The 18,222-nt window shown below is 69.4% G+C and carries 18 protein-coding genes; 9 read left to right on the forward strand and 9 right to left on the reverse strand.

Annotated elements, in window-relative coordinates:
- Nucleotides 1–158: 158 nt before the first annotated feature.
- Nucleotides 159–1,427, forward strand: a complete 1,269-nt coding sequence (gene serA / locus V5F59_RS13665; protein ID WP_393978245.1) for a phosphoglycerate dehydrogenase — start codon at nt 159–161, stop codon at nt 1,425–1,427.
- Between the two features lie 127 nt (nt 1,428–1,554).
- On the opposite strand, the gene V5F59_RS13670 is transcribed toward serA, so the two are convergent.
- Together V5F59_RS13670 and ssuD (V5F59_RS13675) are read right to left on the reverse strand one after the other, a co-directional pair.
- Entirely contained in the window at nt 1,555–3,015 is a 1,461-nt protein-coding gene (locus V5F59_RS13670) for an FAD/NAD(P)-binding protein (RefSeq protein ID WP_393978247.1), read from the reverse strand.
- A 28-nt stretch (nt 3,016–3,043) separates the two neighbouring features.
- Nucleotides 3,044–4,255, reverse strand: coding sequence for an FMNH2-dependent alkanesulfonate monooxygenase (gene ssuD, locus V5F59_RS13675; RefSeq protein WP_393978249.1), 1,212 nt, complete (start codon nt 4,253–4,255; stop codon nt 3,044–3,046).
- 216 nt (nt 4,256–4,471) lie between these two features.
- On the opposite strand from ssuD (V5F59_RS13675), the gene V5F59_RS13680 reads away from it, so the two are divergent.
- The 4 genes from V5F59_RS13680 to V5F59_RS13695 are packed head-to-tail and all read left to right on the forward strand — an operon-like array spanning nt 4,472 to nt 7,728.
- Nucleotides 4,472–5,014 (forward strand): flavin reductase family protein, encoded by a 543-nt coding sequence (locus V5F59_RS13680; protein WP_393978251.1) that lies wholly within the window; start codon nt 4,472–4,474, stop codon nt 5,012–5,014.
- Between the two features lie 28 nt (nt 5,015–5,042).
- Nucleotides 5,043–5,996 carry a sulfonate ABC transporter substrate-binding protein gene (locus V5F59_RS13685; RefSeq protein ID WP_393978253.1) on the forward strand — a complete coding sequence of 318 codons (954 nt, stop codon included), beginning with the start codon at nt 5,043–5,045 and terminating at the stop codon, nt 5,994–5,996.
- A gap of 11 nt (nt 5,997–6,007) precedes the next feature.
- Entirely contained in the window at nt 6,008–6,913 is a 906-nt protein-coding gene (locus tag V5F59_RS13690) for an ABC transporter permease subunit (protein ID WP_393978255.1), read from the forward strand.
- The gene (locus tag V5F59_RS13695; protein ID WP_393978257.1) at nt 6,913–7,728 is read left to right on the forward strand and encodes an ATP-binding cassette domain-containing protein; all 816 of its coding nucleotides are present in this window, start codon (nt 6,913–6,915) and stop codon (nt 7,726–7,728) included. Before V5F59_RS13690 ends, V5F59_RS13695 begins: the two co-directional genes overlap by 1 nt.
- Before the next feature lie 328 nt (nt 7,729–8,056).
- Here the strand turns inward: V5F59_RS13695 and V5F59_RS13700 are convergent, their stop codons facing one another.
- The 5 genes from V5F59_RS13700 to V5F59_RS13720 all read right to left on the reverse strand — a co-directional run bounded on the left by V5F59_RS13700 (nt 8,057) and on the right by V5F59_RS13720 (nt 13,025).
- On the reverse strand, nt 8,057–8,920 hold the full coding sequence (locus V5F59_RS13700; protein ID WP_393978259.1) for an ABC transporter permease: 864 nt from the start codon (nt 8,918–8,920) through the stop codon (nt 8,057–8,059).
- Nucleotides 8,913–9,725, reverse strand: coding sequence for an ABC transporter ATP-binding protein (locus V5F59_RS13705; RefSeq protein ID WP_393978261.1), 813 nt, complete (start codon nt 9,723–9,725; stop codon nt 8,913–8,915). The genes V5F59_RS13700 and V5F59_RS13705 overlap by 8 nt, the downstream gene beginning before the upstream one ends.
- Before the next feature lie 10 nt (nt 9,726–9,735).
- Entirely contained in the window at nt 9,736–10,782 is a 1,047-nt protein-coding gene (locus V5F59_RS13710; RefSeq protein ID WP_393978263.1) for an ABC transporter substrate-binding protein, read from the reverse strand.
- A gap of 22 nt (nt 10,783–10,804) precedes the next feature.
- Entirely contained in the window at nt 10,805–11,977 is a 1,173-nt protein-coding gene (gene ssuD / locus V5F59_RS13715; RefSeq protein ID WP_393978265.1) for an FMNH2-dependent alkanesulfonate monooxygenase, read from the reverse strand.
- A 415-nt stretch (nt 11,978–12,392) separates the two neighbouring features.
- Entirely contained in the window at nt 12,393–13,025 is a 633-nt protein-coding gene (locus V5F59_RS13720; protein ID WP_393978267.1) for a TetR/AcrR family transcriptional regulator, read from the reverse strand.
- A gap of 286 nt (nt 13,026–13,311) precedes the next feature.
- Between V5F59_RS13720 and V5F59_RS13725 the strand changes: the two genes are divergently transcribed.
- Genes V5F59_RS13725 through V5F59_RS13740 form a run of 4 tightly spaced genes read left to right on the forward strand, consistent with a single transcriptional unit; the run spans nt 13,312 to nt 16,349 of the window.
- Nucleotides 13,312–13,764, forward strand: a complete 453-nt coding sequence (locus V5F59_RS13725) for a MaoC family dehydratase (RefSeq protein ID WP_393978269.1) — start codon at nt 13,312–13,314, stop codon at nt 13,762–13,764.
- A complete protein-coding gene (locus V5F59_RS13730) occupies nt 13,761–14,678 on the forward strand; it encodes an SDR family NAD(P)-dependent oxidoreductase (RefSeq protein WP_393978271.1) in 918 nt (305 codons plus the stop codon). Before V5F59_RS13725 ends, V5F59_RS13730 begins: the two co-directional genes overlap by 4 nt.
- A 10-nt stretch (nt 14,679–14,688) precedes the next feature.
- The gene (locus V5F59_RS13735) at nt 14,689–15,150 is read left to right on the forward strand and encodes an acyl-CoA thioesterase (RefSeq protein WP_393978273.1); all 462 of its coding nucleotides are present in this window, start codon (nt 14,689–14,691) and stop codon (nt 15,148–15,150) included.
- On the forward strand, nt 15,147–16,349 hold the full coding sequence (locus V5F59_RS13740) for an acetyl-CoA C-acyltransferase (RefSeq protein WP_393978275.1): 1,203 nt from the start codon (nt 15,147–15,149) through the stop codon (nt 16,347–16,349). Before V5F59_RS13735 ends, V5F59_RS13740 begins: the two co-directional genes overlap by 4 nt.
- 37 nt (nt 16,350–16,386) lie before the next feature.
- Here V5F59_RS13740 and V5F59_RS13745 read toward each other — a convergent pair whose 3' ends face one another.
- On the reverse strand, nt 16,387–16,896 hold the full coding sequence (locus V5F59_RS13745) for a thioesterase family protein (protein ID WP_509211097.1): 510 nt from the start codon (nt 16,894–16,896) through the stop codon (nt 16,387–16,389).
- Between the two features lie 83 nt (nt 16,897–16,979).
- A complete protein-coding gene (locus V5F59_RS13750; protein WP_393978618.1) occupies nt 16,980–18,179 on the reverse strand; it encodes an ABC transporter substrate-binding protein in 1,200 nt (399 codons plus the stop codon).
- Between the last annotated feature and the right edge of the window lie 43 nt (nt 18,180–18,222).

Raw genomic sequence — 18,222 nt, forward strand, 5'->3', positions numbered from 1 at the left:
GCGACCCCCTGCCATGCCCCCGCGAGCCTAGACGCGGGCTGCAAAAACAGTAAGTTCTCGCCCGCCCGCGGGTGTTCCGCCCAAAGGGGCAGGACCCGCCGTTTCAAGCCGGCCCGGTTCCGGCTTTCTGACATTTTTCGCCGAAGGACGTCGAGATCGTGCACGACAGCCATTCCCAATTGCCGCAGCTCTCGCTGGCCAAGGACAAGATCCGTGTGCTGCTGCTCGAAGGTGTGAACGACAGCGCGGTCGAGCTGATGACCGCCGCCGGCTACACCAATCTGGAGCGGCTGACGAAGGCCCTCGATGGTGACGCGCTGAAGGAGGCCATCAAGGGCGTCCATATCCTCGGCATCCGCTCGCGTACCCACATCACCGCCGACGTTCTCGAGGCGGCGGACCGGCTGATCGCCGTGGGCTGCTTCAGCGTCGGCACCAACCAGGTGGACCTCGACGCGTGCCGCACCCACGGCATTCCCGTCTTCAACGCGCCGTTCTCCAACACCCGCAGCGTCGCCGAGCTGGTGATCGGCGAGATCGTCATGCTGCTGCGGCGCATTCCCGACCGCTCGCGCGCCGCGCATGATGGCAAGTGGGACAAGTCGGCCACCAACAGCCACGAGGTGCGCGGCAAGACTCTGGGCATCGTCGGCTACGGCAACATCGGCTCCCAGCTCTCGATCCTGGCGGAAGCCATGGGCATGCGGGTCATCTTCTATGACCTGACCGACAAGCTGCGCCACGGCAACACCGAGCCGGTGGGCTCGCTCGAGGAGCTCCTGGCCCAGAGCGACGTGGTGACCCTGCACGTGCCCGAGACCCCGGCGACCCACGGCATGATCGGCCGCGCGGAGATCGCGGCCATCAAGCACGGCGCCTATTTCATCAACAACAGCCGCGGCACGGTGGTGGATCTCGACGCCGTCGCCGACGCCCTGCGCGAAGGCCGGCTGCGCGGCGCGGCGGTGGACGTGTTCCCGGTGGAGCCTGGCTCCAACAGCGAGCGCTTCGTCTCTCCCCTCCAGGGGCTGTCGAACGTGATCCTGACCCCGCACATCGGCGGCTCCACCGAGGAGGCGCAGGAGCGCATCGGCGCCGAGGTGGCCCGCAAGCTCGTGGACTACAGCGACACCGGCTCCACGGTGGGCGCGGTGAACTTCCCGCAGGTGCAGCTGCCGGCGCGCCCCATGGGCACCCGCTTCATCCAGGTGCAGCGCAACCTGCCGGGCATGCTCGGCCGCTTGAACGAGGTGCTTGCGCGGCACTCGGTCAACATCGCCGCGCAATATTACGAGACCTATGCGGACGTCGGCTACGTGGTGCTCGACGCGGACGCCTCCGCAGCGGACACCCATAACGTGCTCGAAGACATCCGCGCGCTGGAAGGCACCATCCGCGCCCGCCTGCTCTACGAATACAAGATCTGAACGGCCGGCACCGCCGCCCGCGCCTCTATACCGGGCGCGCGGCGGCGTCAGCGCCTCCGCGGCAGTTCATTCGGAATGAGTCGCCGGCCAGCCCGCACGGCGCGGACCGCAAACAGGGCCGGCGGCATCAGATGCCTTCGCCGAGATTGACGAATTCGGCGATGAGGCCTGCGTCGGGCCGATGCGAGCGGCCGGAGGGACGGGAGAGCTCCTCCACCAGCCGGTGCACCTGCGCCGACACTTCCGGCACCGCCGTCACCTCCCAGAAGGAGGGGCGGGTGAGCGGGCCCAGCGCGAACAGCCAATCCGATGCATGGCCGAAGCGGTCGAGCACCGCCGAGCCTCGGGTCTCGAGGCCGAGGCCCAAGGCGTCCGGAACGATGCGCCCGGCCGCCATGAGCCCGTCGAAGGGCGGCAGGGCCAGACTTGCGAAGTCCGACCGCGGGCCGGTGCAATTCACCACCCGCGACACCTCCAGCGCCAGGGTGCGGCCGGAATGGCGCCGCCGGACGGTGGCGGCAACGCCCCCCGGCACCCGCTCCAGGCCACTGAGGCGGCCAGCCAGCACCTTGAGCCGGCCGGAACCGGTCAGGGCTTCCAGTCCGGTGGCGATGCGCGGCGCCATGCGGTGCCGATGAATGTCCCAATAGGTGCGGCCGTGGCGCAGGAAGCGCTCCCGCGCGGCCTGCGACCAGCCGGCCCAGACCGCTGCCAACGCGGGCCGAGCCGCATCCATGACCCGCTGCCACGGCACGCCCTTCTCCCCCGCCCGGGCCACGGCGGCGCGTATCACCCGCAGGGTCCGCACCGGATCGCGCGCCTCCGCCGGATCGAGGAAGGGCTCGACCCCGCCGCCGAGGCCGGCGACATCGGCATGGGTATGGGGCAGGAGGCCGTGGCGAGACACACTCCAGAGGGGCCCGCGATGGCCGCGCCCGGCAAGCATCAGGGCCACGTCCACCATGGTGAGGCCGGAGCCGATGAGCAGCACCGGCGCATCGGCCGGCAAAGCTTCGAGGTCCTCCCAGCGCCATGGATCCGGCACGAACAGGGGACTGTCGTAGACCCCATTGTCGCGGCACCGGGGGGGCTTCGGCGGCAGGTTGCCGGTGGCGAGGACCACATGGGTCCCCTCCAGGCGCCGGCCATCGGCGAGCTGGACGCAGGGCACCGGGCGATCGGAAACGCGCACCACCTCGCCGCGCACGCGCCTCAGCCGTTCCCCTCGACTGGCCAGCGCCTCCTCAAGGCGCTCGGCGAGATAGGCGCCGAACAAGGCACGGGGCACAAATGCGCGAGAGAGATCCCCGCCCGCCTCGTCGATGGCGTCGGACAGGTCGGCGCCGCAGCTCACCAGCCAATGGGCGAAGGTCGGCTTCAGCCCCACCTCCATCCGCGCCACGGGGACGTTGAGCAGGTGGCAGGGGGCACACGCACCATAAGCAAGGCCCGGCCCGGCGTCCCGCGCGCGTTCCACCAGCACCACGTCGAAGCCCGGGGCCGCGGCGGCTGCGAGCGCGAACAGCGTGCCAGTGAAGCCGCCCCCCACGACGATGATGGACTTGCGGGTTTCCCACACGTTCAGCATGGCGGAGCTCCTCGCCTTCCGGCCGCGTTCAGGAGGCCGAGACGCGCCGTTCCTCCGGGACGATGGTGTTGCCGATAATCTCCCCGAAGGGACCGCGGTGGTTGGTGACCACCCCCGGCGCCCCGGTGCCGGCGGCACGCGGCAGCAGCGGCAGCACGCTTTCGCCGAAGCGATAGGCCTCCTCCAGGTGGGGATAGCCGGACAGAACGAAGGTATCGATGCCCAGGGCCATGTATTCCCTCATGCGTTCCGCCACCGTCTCGGGATCGCCCACGAGCGCCGTGCCCGCGCCGCCGCGCACGAGACCAACGCCGGCCCACAGATTCGGGCTCACCTCAAGCTTGTCCCTGCGGCCGCCGTGCAGCGCGCTCATCCGCCGCTGGCCTTCGGAATCCATGCGCGCGAACACTTTCTGCGCTTCGGCGATGGTGGCGTCGTCGATGTAGCGGATCAGGTCGTCCGCCGCCGCCCAGGCCTCCTGCGCCGTGTCGCGGACGATAACGTGCAGGCGAATGCCGAAGGTGACCTCGCGCCCCACCGCCGCCGCGCGGGCGCGGATGTCGCGGATCTTGCCGGCCACCAGCGCCGGCGGCTCGCCCCAGGTAAGGTATTTTTGCACCTGCCGCGCCGCCACGTCATGGGCGGGGGCGGAAGAGCCGCCGAAGTACAAAGGCGGATGGGGCTGCTGCACCGGCGGATAGAGCAGCTTGCCGCCCTCCACCTGCAGGTGCTTGCCGGAGACGGTCACCTCCTCCCCCTTCAGCAGCCGGGTGTAGATGTCGAGGAACTCGGCGGTGATCTCGTAACGCTCCGCATGGTCCGCGAAGAAGCCGTCGCCGCGATTTTCCACCGGGTCACCGCCCGTGACCACATTGATGAGCGCCCGCCCGCCGGAGATGCGATCGAGCGTTGCCGTCATGCGCGCGGCCACCGCCGGCGAGAGCAGGCCGGGACGCACCGCCACGAGGAACCGCAGCCGCTCCGTGAGCCCGGCCAGGGCCGAGGCGACCACCCAGCTGTCCTCGCAGCTTCTGCCGGTCGGAATGAGCACGCCGAAATAGCCGAGCTGGTCCGCTGCCTGCGCGATCTGCCTGAGATAGGCGAGGTTCACCTCCCGCGCCTTGTGCGACGTGCCGAGATAGTGACCGTCGCCATGCGTCGGCAGAAACCACAGCACGTTGGCTTCCTTGGCGGCGGGCAGGGTCGGATCGGCGACGATCGCGGACGTGGACGAACTCATGGACAAGCTCCGGCTGAGGCGGCCCGGCGACGCCTCGCATCGCCCGACTTAAATCTATAAATTTGATAGAATTTATTGACGTAGTTTGCCCCGCCTGTCTATCCTTTTCTCCGATCCACCGCCTCCGGAGTCTTCCGGAGGTGCCTCCGACCTGCCCGCGGCGCTGCGGCCTGATTCCGCTCCGACGCGTCGCCGTCCGCCCTAGAAGGCCATCCGATGAACGCGCACGTCTCTTCCGCTGCCGTCGCCCCCTCCCCCGCCGCGAATGAGCTGACCCCGGCCGCCCTCGCCTTCCGCGCCGCCATGCGCAAGCTTGCCGGCGCCGTCAGCGTCCTCACCGTCGGCCAGGGAGACGAGCGCACCGGGCTCACCGCGACCTCCGTGTCGTCCCTGTCGGTGGAGCCGCCGACCCTGCTCATCTGCGTGAACCGCGCGGCCTCGTCCGTCGCGCCGCTGCTGAAGGAGCGAGCCTTCGCCATCAACGTGCTGCGCCCGCACCAGGAGGCGGTTGCGGATCGCTTCGCCGGCAAGGGCGGCCTCAAGGGGCCAGCGCGCTACGAGGGCGCCGACTGGGCCCGCCTGGAAACCGGCGCGCCCGTGCTGGCCGATGCCCTCGCCGCCTTCGACTGCGTGCTGGAGGACGCCATCGAGCGGCATTCCCATCTCATCGTCATCGGCCGGGTGGTGGCCTCCCGCATCACCGAGAATGCGGATCCCCTCCTTTACTGGGCCGGCGGCTATCGCGGCCTCGCCCTCTGATCCCTTCTGGCAGCAAGGAACCCGTCTCATGTCCCACGGCATCAGCCGCCGCCGCTTCGCCCTGCTCGCCGCCGGTCTTGCCGGCACGCTCGCCGCCGCGCCCGCTCTGGCGCAGGAGAAGGTGGTGCGCATCGGCTACCAGAAGTACGGCACCCTCATCCTGCTCAAGAACAAGGGCCTGCTGGAGGGCAAGCTGAAGCCGCTCGGCTACAGCGTGAAATGGGCCGAGTTCCCGGCGGGGCCGCAACTGCTGGAGGCGCTCAACGCCGGCGCCATCGACTTCGGCAACACGGGCGAGGCCCCGCCCATCTTCGCCCAGGCCGCCGGCGCCCCGCTCGTCTACGTGGGTTATGAGCCTGCCGCGCCGCAGGGCGAGGCCATCCTGGTGCCCAAGGACAGCCCGCTGAAGACGGTGGCCGACCTGAAGGGCAAGACGGTGGCCCTCAACAAGGGCTCCAACGTCCATTACCTGCTGGTGAAGGCCCTGGAGAAGGCGGGCGTTCCCTACACCGACATCAAGACCGCCTACCTCACCCCTGCCGACGCCCGCGCCGCCTTCGAGCGCGGCTCGGTGGACGCCTGGGCGATCTGGGACCCCTTCCAGGCCGCAGCCGAGAAGACCATCGAGGCACGGCAGCTGGCGGATGGCACCGGCATCGTCTCCAACTACCAGTTCTATTTCTCCACCAAGGCGTTCGTGGACCAGGCGCCGCAGGTGGTGGACGCGGTGCTCGCCGGCGTCGCCGAGATCGGCGCCTGGGTGAAGGCCAATCCGAAGGCCGCCGCCGCCGAGTTCTCGCCCCTCATCGGCATTCCCGCCCCCATCCTCGAGGTGGCCCTGGCTCGCCAGCAGTATGACGTGAAGCCGATCACCCCCGAGGTGGCGGCGGCGCAGCAGAAGGTGGCGGATGCCTTCCTCGCCCTCGGCCTCATCCCCAAGCCGGTCCGCATCTCCGACGCCCTGCGGGCGCCGAAATCCTGAGGGGACAGGTCATGAGCCCTACCGCACAGACGCAGGCCGTCGCCTTCGCCCAGGGCGCGGTTCCGCCCGTCTCCGCTGAGGAGGCGTCCGGTGGCGGGGACGGCGCGGCGGTCGGCGTCTTCGCCGCCACGCAGGCGGCGGCCATCGGCCGGGCGCTCCTGCCGTGGGCCCTGCCGCTCGGCGTGCTCGCTTTCTGGCAGGCGGCGGCGAGCCTGGGGTTCCTGTCCTCCCGCGTGCTGCCGGCGCCGAGCGACGTCGCCCTCGCCTTCTGGCAGACGCTGAAGGACGGCACACTGCTGGCCAACATCTACGTCTCCACCGGACGGGCGCTGACGGGCCTCGCCATCGGCGGGGCCATCGGCTTTGCGCTGGGGGTGCTCAACGGGGTGTGGCGGCCGGCGGAGACGGCGTTCGATTCGACCCTGCAGATGCTGCGCAACGTGCCACACCTCGCCATCATCCCCCTCGTCATCCTGTGGTTCGGCATCGGCGAGGAGGCGAAGATCTTCCTGGTGGCGGTGGGGGTGGCGTTCCCCATCTATCTCAACACCTTCCACGGCATCCGCACGGTGGACCGGGGGCTGGTGGAGATGGCGCGGGTCTATGGCCTGTCCAATGCCGCCCTGTTCTGGCGCATCGTGCTGCCCGGGGCGCTGCCGTCGGTGCTGGTGGGCCTGCGCTATGCCCTCGGCATCATGTGGCTGACGCTGATCGTGGCAGAGACCATCTCCTCCACCGAGGGCATCGGCTACATGACCATGAACGCCCGCGAATTCCTCCAGACCGACGTGGTGGTGCTGGGTGTCCTCGCCTACGCGCTGCTCGGCAAGCTGGCCGACAGCCTCACGCGCGCCATCGAGCACCGGGCGCTGGCCTGGCATCCCGCCTATCAGGGCGATACGCAGGGAGCTGCGTGATGGAGATCTTCGCCGCCACCGATGCCGAGATCGCCACCCGGGCGCGGCTGTCCCACGCCGGCACGCCTCCCGGCGCCCAGGCTGTTCCCGCCGCGCCCCGGCGCTGGAAGGGCGAGCCCATCCGTCTCTCCGGCGTCACCAAGAGCTTCGGTGCCCGCCCGGTGCTGCGCCGGCTCGACCTCGACGTCCCCGCCGGGCAGTTCCTGGCGGTAGTCGGCCGCTCCGGCGGCGGCAAGACGACGCTCATGCGCCTCATCTGCGGCCTCGATTCCGCGAGTTCCGGCGACGTGCTCGTGGGAGACACGCGCGTCGCCGGCCTGATGCCGCAGGTGCGCCTGCTGTTCCAGGATGCCCGCCTCGCCCCGTGGCAGCGGGTGCTCGGCAATGTGGGTATCGCCCGCGGCCCCGCATGGCGCGAGGAGGCCTATGCGGCGCTGAAGGACGTGGGCCTCGCCGATCGCGGGCGCGACTGGCCCTCGGTGCTGTCCGGCGGGCAGAAGCAGCGCGTGGCGCTGGCGCGCGCCCTCGTCTCCCGGCCCGGCGTGCTGCTCCTCGACGAGCCATTCGGCGCCCTCGACGCGCTGACCCGGTCGGAAATGCATCGCCTGACCGAGCGGATCTGGACAGAGCACGGCTTCACCGTGGTCCTCATCACCCACGACGTCGCCGAGGCGGTGGCGCTGGCGGATCGCGTGGTGGTGCTGCGGCAAGGCGAGATCGCCCTCGACGTGGAGGTGGACCTCCCCCGTCCCCGAGCCGGGACCGACGGCGCCGCCACCGCGGACCTGCAACGCCGGATCCTTGCCGCAGTGTGAGGCCGGCGGCCTCGGCGATCCCCGCCCCTCGGAACGATGAAGCGCCCGGTCGCCCTGCACCAGCGGCCGGGCACTTTTCCTCGGCCGGCCGGACTTCCCGCCGGCCGCAACCGGCCCGACGGAGCGCCGTGGGCAATCATCGCGGTTGCGCAGCCAGCAAAAGAAACGGGAGCCGAGGCCGGTTTGGCCTTCAGGAATGGCGCCCTGCCAAGCCTTAAGGAATGTGGCAAGCCCTGCAAGGGGCCAGGGTGTTCCGGCCGCGACGGCGCGAGCACGGCCGGATCGTCCGCGGGCCGCGGATGGGGAGAGGCCTCGGCCTCGCCCGATGTCAGCGCTGGAGACCCCAGCGAACGACCGTGCGCTGCTCCACAAGGCGGAACAGCACCTCCACCAGCAAGCCGATGAGGATGACGGTCACGAGACCGGCGAACACCTTGTCGGTGAGCAGCTCGTTGCGGTTGCGATAGATGAACCAGCCGAGGCCGCCGGAGCGGGAGGAGACGCCGAACACCAGCTCCGCCGCGATCAGCGTGCGCCAGGCGAAGGCCCAGGCGATCTTCAACCCTGACAGCAGGGACGGCAAGGCGGCGGGGATGAGAATGAGCCCCACGTAGGAGACGCCCTTCAGGCCGTAGTTCCGGCCGACGAGGCGCTGGGTCTCCGGCACCTGCTCGAAGCCGGTCAGCGCCGCAAGCGCGAACGGCCAGAGAACCGCATGCACCATCACCAGCAGCAGGCTCGCCTCACCCAGGCCCAGCCACAGCATGGCCAGCGGCAGGAGGGCGATGGCCGGAAGCGGATTGAACATGGCGGTGAGCGTCAGCAGCACCTCCTTCAGGAAGGGCACCGCGATGGCCGCCGACACGACGGTGAGCGCCAGCGCGACCGCCAGCACGTAGCCCTTCAGCAGCACCGTCAGCGAAGCGACGGAGGCGGGGAAGAGGTCCTCGTGCCGCAACGCCTCCACCAGCGCCGACATGGTATCGGTGAAGGTGGGAAAGAGGAGCGGATTGTTCTGCCAGAGCGCGGCCACCTGCCAGAGGGCGGCGAGGCTTGCCAGTACCACCGCGCGCCGCACCAGCGTGACCTGCCAGAGCGCCGCGAGCGCCGCCGAAGGCTCGAAACGGCGCCCCGATGCGGCCGGCGCGCCGGCGACGAGCCGGTCGGCGCGGGCGAGATCGGCGTCAGACATGGTGGCCTCCATCGGCAAAGAGCAGGTTGTGCACGTCTCGCACCACCTGCTCGAAGGCCGGGGTGCCGCGCTCGGCGAGGCCGAGGCAGGCGGTCTCGAAGCTGGCGATGGTGCGGCCGGGATGGGCGGCGAGCAGGTGCAGGCGGGTGCCGACCAGCACCGCCTCGTCGATGGCATGGGTCACGAACACCAGGGTGAAGCCCTGTTCCTCGGCCAGGGCCAGCAGGTCCTCCTGCAGGGTGCGGCGGGTGAGCGCGTCGAGCGCGGCGAAGGGCTCGTCCATCAGCAGCACGTCCGGCTCGGCGGCAAGCGCCCGGGCGATGGCGGCGCGCTGCTTCATGCCGCCGGAAAGCGTGTGCGGATAGGCATGGAGGGCACGGGACAGGCCCACCTTCACCAGTGCCGCCTCAGCTCGCGCGCGGGCCTCCTTCAGCGGGATGCCGCGGGCGACCCGCAGCGGGAAGGCCACGTTGTCGGTGACGCTCTTCCAGGGCAGGAGCTGGTCGAACTCCTGGAACACCACGATGCGGTCCGGCCCGGGGCCGGTCACGGCGGCGCCGCGGATGCTCACCGCCCCCGACGCCGGCCGGATGAAGCCCGCCAGCGCCTTGAGGATGGAGGACTTGCCGCAGCCGGACGGCCCCAGCAACACCAGCCGCTCGCGTTCCGCCACGCCGAAGCTGACATCCTCCACCGCCCGGAGGCGGCCGGCGGGGCTGGCATAATCGAGGGTCAGGCCGCGCGCCTCCAGCACCGGAACGGCACCGCGGACCTCGGGAGGCGGAGGCATGGAGAGCGCCGTCATGGGTGCCTCCTCAGCTGCCGGATGCCGAATGCAGGTCCTCGAACGTGAAGTCCCTGAAGCTGGTGGGCGCCGCCTTGATGGCACCGATACGGTTCATGAACTCGGCGAACTTCAGCGTGCCGAGGGGCACCAGCGTGTACTGGGTGTCGGGGTCGGAAAGCACCTCGGTGATGAAGGCCGGATCGAGCTTGGACTGCTCCACCTTCACATAGATCTCAGCGGCCTCTTTCGTGTTCTGCGCCACCCATTTGGTCGCCTCCTCGAAGGCATCGAGGAACGCCTTGTAGGTCTTCGGATTTTCCTTGCGGAATTTCACCGTCGCATAGGCCACGGTGGGGGTCACCGGGCCGCCGAAGATCTCGTAGGAAGAGAAGACCTTGCGGACCTTCGGATCCTTCAATGCATGGTTCTGGAACGGCGCGTTGGAAAGGTAGCCGGTGATCTCCGTGGAACCGGAGATGAGGGCCGCGGTGGCATCGGGATGAGGCAGCGTCACCATCAGTGAATCGAGCTTCTTCGCATTGCCGGGCCCGAAGGCCTGCTCCGCCGCCAGCTGCAGGATGCGCGCCTGCACCGAGACGCCGGCCACCGGCATGGCGATGCGGTCCTTCTCGGTGAAGTCCTTGATGGTCTTCACATTGGGATTGTTGGTGAGCAGGAAGTTGGGCTGCGCCCCGAACGCCCCGACGATCTTCACCTCGTTGGCGGTACCGCGCGTCTTGTCCCACAAGGTCAGGAACGGGCCGATGCCGGCCGAGGCGATGTCGATGTTGCCGGCAAGCAGGGCATCGTTCACCGCCGAGCCGCCGGACAGGCGCGTCCAGTCCACGGTGATGTCGATGCCCAGGGCCTTGCCGTGCTTCTCGATCAGCCCCTTCTCCTTCATCACATGGAAGGGCGTGTAGAGGGTGCCGAACTGCTGGGCGATGCGCAGCGTGCCCTCGGCGCGGGCCGGCCCGGCCGCAAGCGGACCGAAGGCGAGCACGGCCCCCAGCATCGCGCCCATCGCGGCGCGGCGGGTGGTGGTGGAGAGGCGTGCGGCGGGACGGCGGGTCATGGATCTGTCCTCTCGATCGAGATCAGGAAACGGCGGCAAGACGCCGTTCCGCGCTGTGGGAGCCCACAGCGAACTCGTTGACGATGTTGTCTGAAACCTTGCGGCGGCGGCCGTCGATGCCGAGCTCGGGGAACAGCAGCTCGGCGACGCGGTAGGCCTCTTCCAGATGCGGGTAGCCCGAGCCGATGAAGGTCTCGATGCCAATCTCCTGATATTCGCGAATGCGGGCCGCCACGCTCCTGGGGTCACCCACGAGCGCGGTCCCGGCGCCGCGGCGCACAAGGCCGATCCCGGCCCAAAGGTTCGGGGCGATCTCCAGCCGGTTGCGGTCTCCGGGCTGCAAGGCCGCCATGCGCGCCTGGCCGACGGAATCCATCTCGTCCTTGAAGCGCTTCTGGGCAGCGGCGATCTGCTCGTCGGAGATGCGCGAGATAAGCCGGTCCGCCGCCGCCCAGGCTTCCGCCTCGGTCTCGCGGACGATGAAGTGGATACGCAGGCCAAACTTCAGCTTGCGCCCGCGCTTGGCCGCGCGGGCCTGCACGTCGGCCAGCTTATCCTTCAGGATGTGGGGCGGCTCGCCCCAGGACAGATAGGTGGAGACGTGCTCGGCCGCGACCTCGTGGCCGGCGTCGGACGAGCCGCCGAACCAGAGCGGCGGATGGGGCTGCTGCACCACCGGGAAATCGAGGCGGCCGTGCTCCACCTGGTAGTACTGGCCATTGAAGTCCACGGTCTTGCCCGCCACCAGGTCGCGCCAGATGGCGAGGAATTCGTCGGCCTGCCGGTAGCGCGCGTCATGATCGAGGAAGATGCCGTCGGCCGCGAGCTCGGCCGGATGGCCGCCCACCACCACGTTGAGGAGAAGCCGACCGTCGCTCAATCGATCCAGCGCCGCCGCCTGCCGCGCCGCGAAGGCGGGCGAGGTGACCCCGGGGCGCAGCGCCACCAGGAATCGCAGCCGCTCGGTGGCCGTGGCAAGACCCGCGGCGGTGATCCAGCTGTCCTCGCAGCTCTGCCCCGTGGGCAGCAGCACGCCCTTGAAGCCGAGCCGGTCCACCGCCTGCGCCACCTCGCGGAAATAGGCGAATTCCGGCGGGCGCTGCCGCGTCTCCGAGCCCAGATATGCGCCATCGCCATGGGTCGGGATGAACCAGAAGAAGTCGGGGCTGGCGGCGGGGGACTGGAACGCACTCATCGGGGTCTCCGTCATTCCCCATAAAAATGACGGACATTATTATATAAAGTCAATGGATTTGATGTGATTAATTTTTCACACATGTTTTCAATGTGATGACATGGATAGCCACACACACCGGCAGGCAGGCTCCGAGCGGAGGGGAGTCGCTCGGCCCTGATGCACGGCGCCAGCCTGCGGGCAGGCCGGCGGGTGGCGGGACACGGATGAACGCGGCCACCGCACCGAGCCCTCAGGGAGAGAAGCCGGGCCATGACGCGGCGAAAGGGAGCGGCCGCTCCGGGCGGAGGATCATTCAAAGCAACCGCATGGCGGCGGCCGGCAGCCGTCACGACGGTGGCCCCGGGCGGTTTAGACGGCGCCCGCCACGACTTCCCGACGGATCGACGGGAGAACGGGCCGTCCAGCCGTATCCCTATCGCGGCTCGAAGCCCTGGCGCAGCAGGCGCACGACGGATGTGGCGAGCGCCCGGCGGTCGTCCACGGTCTCGCCCTCCTTCGGGCGATACCAGACGGACATCCAGTTGATCGCGCCGAGCGCCGCCTTGATGGCCACGGACGGGTTGCTCACCGTGGCGCTGCCGTCTTCCATGCCGGCTTCCAGCATCCGCCGGAACAGGCCCTCATAGCGACGGCGCATGTCCATCACCGCATCGAGGGTGCGCCTCTGGGCAGGGGTGGTGGCGGCCATGCGGTGCATGTGGACGCCCTGCACCACCACGGCAATGTAAGTGTGGTTCTCCATGGAGGCCAAAGCATGGGCCTCCAGCATGCGGCCGAGGCGCACGCCCGCAGGCCCCGGTGCGACGGCCGCGGCCTCCACCGCCGTGAACAGGCGGTCCATCCCCTCGCGATGGACGTCGAAGAACAGGTCCGTCTTCGAGGAATAATAATGGTAGATGCGGCCCTTGGTGGCCCCGAGCCGCCGCGCCACGTCGTCGATGCTGGTGGCGGAAAAGCCCTGCTCCATGAAGCACGCGGCGGCGGCTTCCAGAATATCCGCATTGCCGTTGCCGTCGCTTCGGATCTCCCGTTTCCGTCCGTCCACCATCGCCCCCCGGACCTTTCGCCATCCGTGACCTTCTTGCGGTCGCCGCCGGACACGCCGTGCGAGATAAGATGCGAACCACCCGCCGCGCAAGCAAACCGCAATGGCCAGCCACCGTCTCCCCTTCCCGGGAAGGCTGGACACTGGGCCCGCCAGATGCATACTACTGAGTATGTTGTAGCACGCACCTGCCAAGTGTGACTCCGGCGCCTTTCGGCGCCAGACCGAAGCGGCCGACGGAAGCGACGCCGGCTGCATTCATACAGGAAACGCCGCGAGACCACCCATGCCTTCACCCATCCCCGCGCCGGGCGCACCGCCTCTGGCGAGCCCTTGGCTCGACGTGACTCAGCCCCTCGTCAACCGCTTCGCCGACGCCATCTCTGACCACCAGTTCATCCATGTGGACCCGGAGCGGGCCGCGCGCGAAAGCGTGTTCGGCGGCACCATCGCCCATGGCTTCCTGGTGCTCTCCCTGCTGTCGAAGCTCGGCAGCGAGGTGCTGGCCCTGCCGGGACCCGGCGAGGTGGCCATCAACTACGGCTTCGACAAGGTGCGCTTCCTTGCGCCCGTGCCGGTGGGCCGGCGCATCCGTGGCGTCTTCAAGGTGGCCGCGCAGGAGCCGAGGAGCGGCGGCCTCCTCACCCGTTTCGACGTGACCGTGGAGCTGGAGGGCTCGGCCAAGCCCGCGCTCGCGGCCGAATGGCTGGTTCTGATTCTCAAGGGAGACAAGGCATGAGCATTTCGTTCGACGGCCGGGTAGCCATCGTGACCGGCGCAGGCGGAGGGCTCGGCCGGTCGCACGCCCTGGAGCTCGCCCGTCGCGGCGCCAAGGTGGTGGTGAACGACTTCGGCGGCGCCCGCGACGGCACCGGCGGCTCCAGCACCGCTGCCGAAGCCGTGGTGGAGGAGATCCGCGCCCTCGGCGGCACGGCCATCGCCGACGGGGGCAACGTCACCTCCGTCGCCGACATGGACGCCATGGCCGAGGCGGCCCTGAAGGCGTTCGGGCGCATCGACATCCTCATCAACAACGCCGGCATCCTGCGCGACCGCACCTTCACCAAGATGGACATGGCGGATTTCGCCGCCGTCGTCGCCGTGCACCTCATCGGCTCCGCCCACGCGACCAAGGCGGTGTGGGAGACCATGCGCGCGCAGAAATACGGCCGCGTGCTGATGACCTCCTCCACCTCCGGCGTCTACGGCAATTTCGGCCAGTCCAATTACGGGGCGGCGAAGGCCGGCCTCATCGGCCTCATGAACGTGCTGCACTTCGAGGGCGAGAAATACGGCGTGCGCGTCAACGCCATCCTGCCCACGGCGGCCACCCGCATGACGGGCGACATGATGGACGCGGAAACCCTCGCCCACCTCGCCCCGGAGAACGTGACCCCCGCCGCCCTTTACCTCGTGAGCGAGAAGGCCCCGAGCCGCACCGCGCTGCTCGCCGGCGCGGGCACGGTGGCCCGCATGGCCATCGTGGAGACGGAAGGCGTGTTCCTGCCGCCCGGCCAGCGCACCCCGGAGGCGGTGGCCGCGGCCTTCGACGACCTCGCGCGGCTCGACAGCCCCATCGAGACCGAGGCGGGCCTCTCCCACGTGGACCGTATCATCGCCCGTGCCAAGGCCGCCGCTGCGGCGATGGCCTGAGGGAGCGCACATGAGCGAGCCTCGTCCCGCCCCCGAGGGGCGGACGGCGTTCCGACGCTTCTACGGCATGGAGACGCGCTGGAACGACGTGGACCGGTACGGCCACATGAACAACGTGATCTATCTCGAATATTTCGATTCCGCCCTCAACCGGGCTCTCATCGGCGCCGGCGCGCTTGATTTCGCGGGCACGGGGCCCATCGGCATCGTCGCCAGCGTGGGTGCCAGCTATTTCTCGGAAGTGGCCTATCCGGACCGGCTGAAGGTGGGCGTGCGCGTGGAGCGCATCGGCACCTCCAGCCTCACCTGGGGCTTCGGCCTGTTCCGCGAAGGCGCCGCCCTCTCCGCTGCCGTGGGCCGCACCGTGCACGTCTATGTGGACCGCACCAGCCGCCGCCCGCAGCCGCTGACACCAGAACTCGGGGCGCTCGCCGAAGCGCTTTTCGCGCGCCCGCAGGAGATCGCATCATGAGGGAAGCCGTCGTCGTTTCAACCGCCCGCACGCCCATCGGCAAGGCCTTTCGCGGGGCGTTCAACGACACCAGCGCGCCGGAACTCGCCGGCCACGCCATCGCCAGCGCGCTGGCCCGCGCCGGCATCGAGGGCGGCGCGGTGGAGGACGTGATCATGGGGGCTGCCCTGCAGCAGGGCACAACGCACATGAACATCGGCCGCACCGCCGCCCTCCGCGCCGGCCTGCCGGCCCATGTGCCGGGCCAGAGCGTGGACCGGCAGTGCGCCTCCGGCCTCATGGCTCTGTCCATCGCCGCCCGGCAGATCATCGGCGAGGGCATGGAGGTCGCGGTGGGCGGCGGTGTCGAGCAGGTGTCGCTGGTGCAGAATGCGCGCATGAACATCGATCGCTGGCACGACGCCTGGCTCGATGCCCATGTGCCCGCCACCTACATGAGCATGATCGAGACGGCGGAGATCGTCGCCGAGCGCTACGGCGTTTCCCGCGATGCGCAGGACGCCTATGCCCTGCGCTCCCAGCACCTGACAGCGGAAGCCCAGGCCCGTGGCGCCTTCGATGACGAGATCGTGCCCCTCGACACGGTGAAGCTCGTCACCGACAAGGCCACCGGCGACACCCGCCGCGAGGCCGTCCGCCTCAGCCGGGACGAGGGCAACCGCGCCGACACCACGGCGGAGGGCCTCGCCGCGCTGAAGCCCGTGTTCAAGGGCGGACTTGAGGTGACGGAAGGCCGTTTCGTCACCGCCGGCAACGCCTCCCAGCTCTCGGACGGCGCCTCGGCCGCCGTGCTCATGGAGGCGAAGGCGGCGGAACGGCGGGGCCTGTCGCCCCTCGGCATCTACCGCGGCATGGCCGTGGCCGGCTGCGGGCCGGAGGAAATGGGCATCGGGCCCGTGTTCGCCGTGCCGAAGCTGCTGGAGCGGCACGGCCTGAGAATGGACGACATTGGCCTGTGGGAGCTGAACGAGGCGTTCGCCGCCCAGCTCCTCCATTGCCGCGACCGCCTCGGCATTCCCGACGAGCGGCTGAATGTGAACGGCGGCGCCATTGCCATCGGCCATCCCTACGGCATGTCCGGTGCCCGCATGGCGGGGCACGCCCTCATCGAGGGCAAAAGGCGCGGGGTGCGCTACGTGGTGGTCACCATGTGCGTGGGCGGTGGCATGGGTGCGGCCGGGCTGTTCGAGGTCGCCTGAAGGCAGCCCCCGCCGGGCGGGGGCCTGTGCCCGAGCCTCAGCGCCGCGGCAAGCCGATGCGGCGCTCCAGCCACTGGGGCCGCACCCAGCCGGAATGGGCCGCCGCATCGGCCGTGAGGCGCGCCTGGACCTCGGGCGGAAAGGGGGCCGCGCGCGGCGTGCCGGAGGCGCGCGCCACGTGCATCAGCACCTGCTCGCACAGGGCCAACTCCGCCCCCTGCGCATTGCGCAGGCACATGAAGATGTGCATGCGCTTGGCATCCGCCTCAAGCACCACCAGCTCCACCGCAAGAGCCGCGCCCTCGTGGCACTCCTTCAGATACCCGATGCGGCTGTCGAGCGTGTAAAGCGTGGCGGAAGACGCCTCGCGATAGGCCGCGCCGAGGCCGATCCGGTCCATATAGGCGGTGGCCGCATCCGAGAAGACGATGCCATAGGCGAAGTCGCCCATGTGGCCGTTATAGTCCACCCAGGCGCGCGCCACCTTGGTCTCGAGAATGGGGATGCCTGCCACCGCAGGCGGGCTCTGCTCGGGATTGCTCATCATCAGTCTTTCGGCGTCGGACCACTCTTCGGACACGGCAAGGGAGCCGGGGGCCTCAGGCGCCCCGGCTCCGTCTGGCATGCCGCTCAGCTCTTCGCCAGCGGGCAGGCGCTTTCCTCGATGGGCCGAAAGGCCTCCTTGCCGGGAATGGTGCGCAGGACCTTGTAATAATCCCACGGCCCCTTCGATTCCCTCGGCGCCTTCACCTCCACCAGATACATGTCGTGCACCAGCCGCCCGTCCTTGCGCAGCGTGGCGTTGCGGGCGAAGAAGTCGTTGATGGGAGCCTCCCGCAGCTTGGTCATCACCGCCGCGCCGCTCACCGTCCCAGCCGCCTGCGCCGCCTTCAGGAAGTTGGCGACCGCGGAATAGACGCCGGCATGCACCATGGTGGGCATCTTGCCGCCCATCCGCTCGGCATAACGCTTCGACCAGGCACGGGTCTGGTCATCATAGTCCCAGTAGAAGCCGGTGGTCAGGGTCAGCCCCTTGGCGATGTCGAGGCCGACCGCATGCACGTCCGTGAGGAACAGCAGCATGCCCGCGATGCGCTGGCCGCCCTGGGTGATGCCGAACTCGTTGGCCTGCTTCAGCGCCGTCATGGTGTCGCCGGAGGAATTGGCCAGCGCCACCACCTTGGCCCCGGAAGCCTGCGCCTTCAGCAGGTAGGAGGAGAAGTCCGAGGTCTCGCGCGGGTGGCGCACGGCGCCCACCACCGTGCCGCCGGCGGCTTTGACCGCCTCGCTCGTGTCCTTCTCCAGCGCGTGGCCGAAGGTGTAGTCCACGGTGATGAAGAACCAGCTGTTGCCGCCCTCCTGGGTGATGGCGCGGCCGGTGCCGTTGGCCAGCGCGTAGGTGTCCCAGGTCCAGTGGGCGGTGGTGGGCGAACACATCTTGCCCGTCAGCTCGGACGAGCCGGCGGTGGAGACCAGGAAGGCGGTGTCCGTGTTGCGCGTCACCTCCTGCACCGCCATGGCGACGGAGGAGGTGGGCACGTCGATGATGGCCTTCACGCCCTTCTCGTCGATCCAGCTGCGGGCGAGCGAGGCGCCCACGTCCGGCTTGTTCTGGTGGTCGCCGACGATGACCTCCAGGTCGCGACCCAGGAGCTTGCCGCCGAAATCCTCCACCGCCATCTTCGCCGCCGTGACAGAGCCGGGACCGGCAAGGTCCGCATTCATGCCCGACATGTCGGTGAGCACGCCAAGCCTGTAGGTCTCGGCCGAGGCCGGCGTGCCGGCGATGGCGAGCGCCGCCAGCGCGACGCAGCCGGAAAATCCGCGCATCATGAGGTATCCTCCCGTTTCAGCTTCCTGGTTTGCGTGGCCG

Origin of the sequence: Xanthobacter nonsaccharivorans, from assembly GCF_043194755.2 — a bacterium.
Classification (GTDB): Bacteria; Pseudomonadota; Alphaproteobacteria; order Rhizobiales; family Xanthobacteraceae; genus Xanthobacter; species Xanthobacter autotrophicus_G.

Coding starts and splice junctions, on each gene's coding strand:
- V5F59_RS13670 (WP_393978247.1), bottom strand. CDS start 3,015: ATGCTGAACGTGTGGGAAACCCGCAAGTCCATCATCGTCGTGGGGGGC.
- ssuD (WP_393978249.1), bottom strand. CDS start 4,255: ATGAGTTCGTCCACGTCCGCGATCGTCGCCGATCCGACCCTGCCCGCC.
- V5F59_RS13680 (WP_393978251.1), top strand. CDS start 4,472: ATGAACGCGCACGTCTCTTCCGCTGCCGTCGCCCCCTCCCCCGCCGCG.
- V5F59_RS13685 (WP_393978253.1), top strand. CDS start 5,043: ATGTCCCACGGCATCAGCCGCCGCCGCTTCGCCCTGCTCGCCGCCGGT.
- V5F59_RS13690 (WP_393978255.1), top strand. CDS start 6,008: ATGAGCCCTACCGCACAGACGCAGGCCGTCGCCTTCGCCCAGGGCGCG.
- V5F59_RS13695 (WP_393978257.1), top strand. CDS start 6,913: ATGGAGATCTTCGCCGCCACCGATGCCGAGATCGCCACCCGGGCGCGG.
- V5F59_RS13700 (WP_393978259.1), bottom strand. CDS start 8,920: ATGTCTGACGCCGATCTCGCCCGCGCCGACCGGCTCGTCGCCGGCGCG.
- V5F59_RS13705 (WP_393978261.1), bottom strand. CDS start 9,725: ATGACGGCGCTCTCCATGCCTCCGCCTCCCGAGGTCCGCGGTGCCGTT.
- V5F59_RS13710 (WP_393978263.1), bottom strand. CDS start 10,782: ATGACCCGCCGTCCCGCCGCACGCCTCTCCACCACCACCCGCCGCGCC.
- ssuD (WP_393978265.1), bottom strand. CDS start 11,977: ATGAGTGCGTTCCAGTCCCCCGCCGCCAGCCCCGACTTCTTCTGGTTC.
- V5F59_RS13725 (WP_393978269.1), top strand. CDS start 13,312: ATGCCTTCACCCATCCCCGCGCCGGGCGCACCGCCTCTGGCGAGCCCT.
- V5F59_RS13730 (WP_393978271.1), top strand. CDS start 13,761: ATGAGCATTTCGTTCGACGGCCGGGTAGCCATCGTGACCGGCGCAGGC.
- V5F59_RS13735 (WP_393978273.1), top strand. CDS start 14,689: ATGAGCGAGCCTCGTCCCGCCCCCGAGGGGCGGACGGCGTTCCGACGC.
- V5F59_RS13740 (WP_393978275.1), top strand. CDS start 15,147: ATGAGGGAAGCCGTCGTCGTTTCAACCGCCCGCACGCCCATCGGCAAG.
- V5F59_RS13745 (WP_509211097.1), bottom strand. CDS start 16,896: ATGATGAGCAATCCCGAGCAGAGCCCGCCTGCGGTGGCAGGCATCCCC.
- V5F59_RS13750 (WP_393978618.1), bottom strand. CDS start 18,179: ATGCGCGGATTTTCCGGCTGCGTCGCGCTGGCGGCGCTCGCCATCGCC.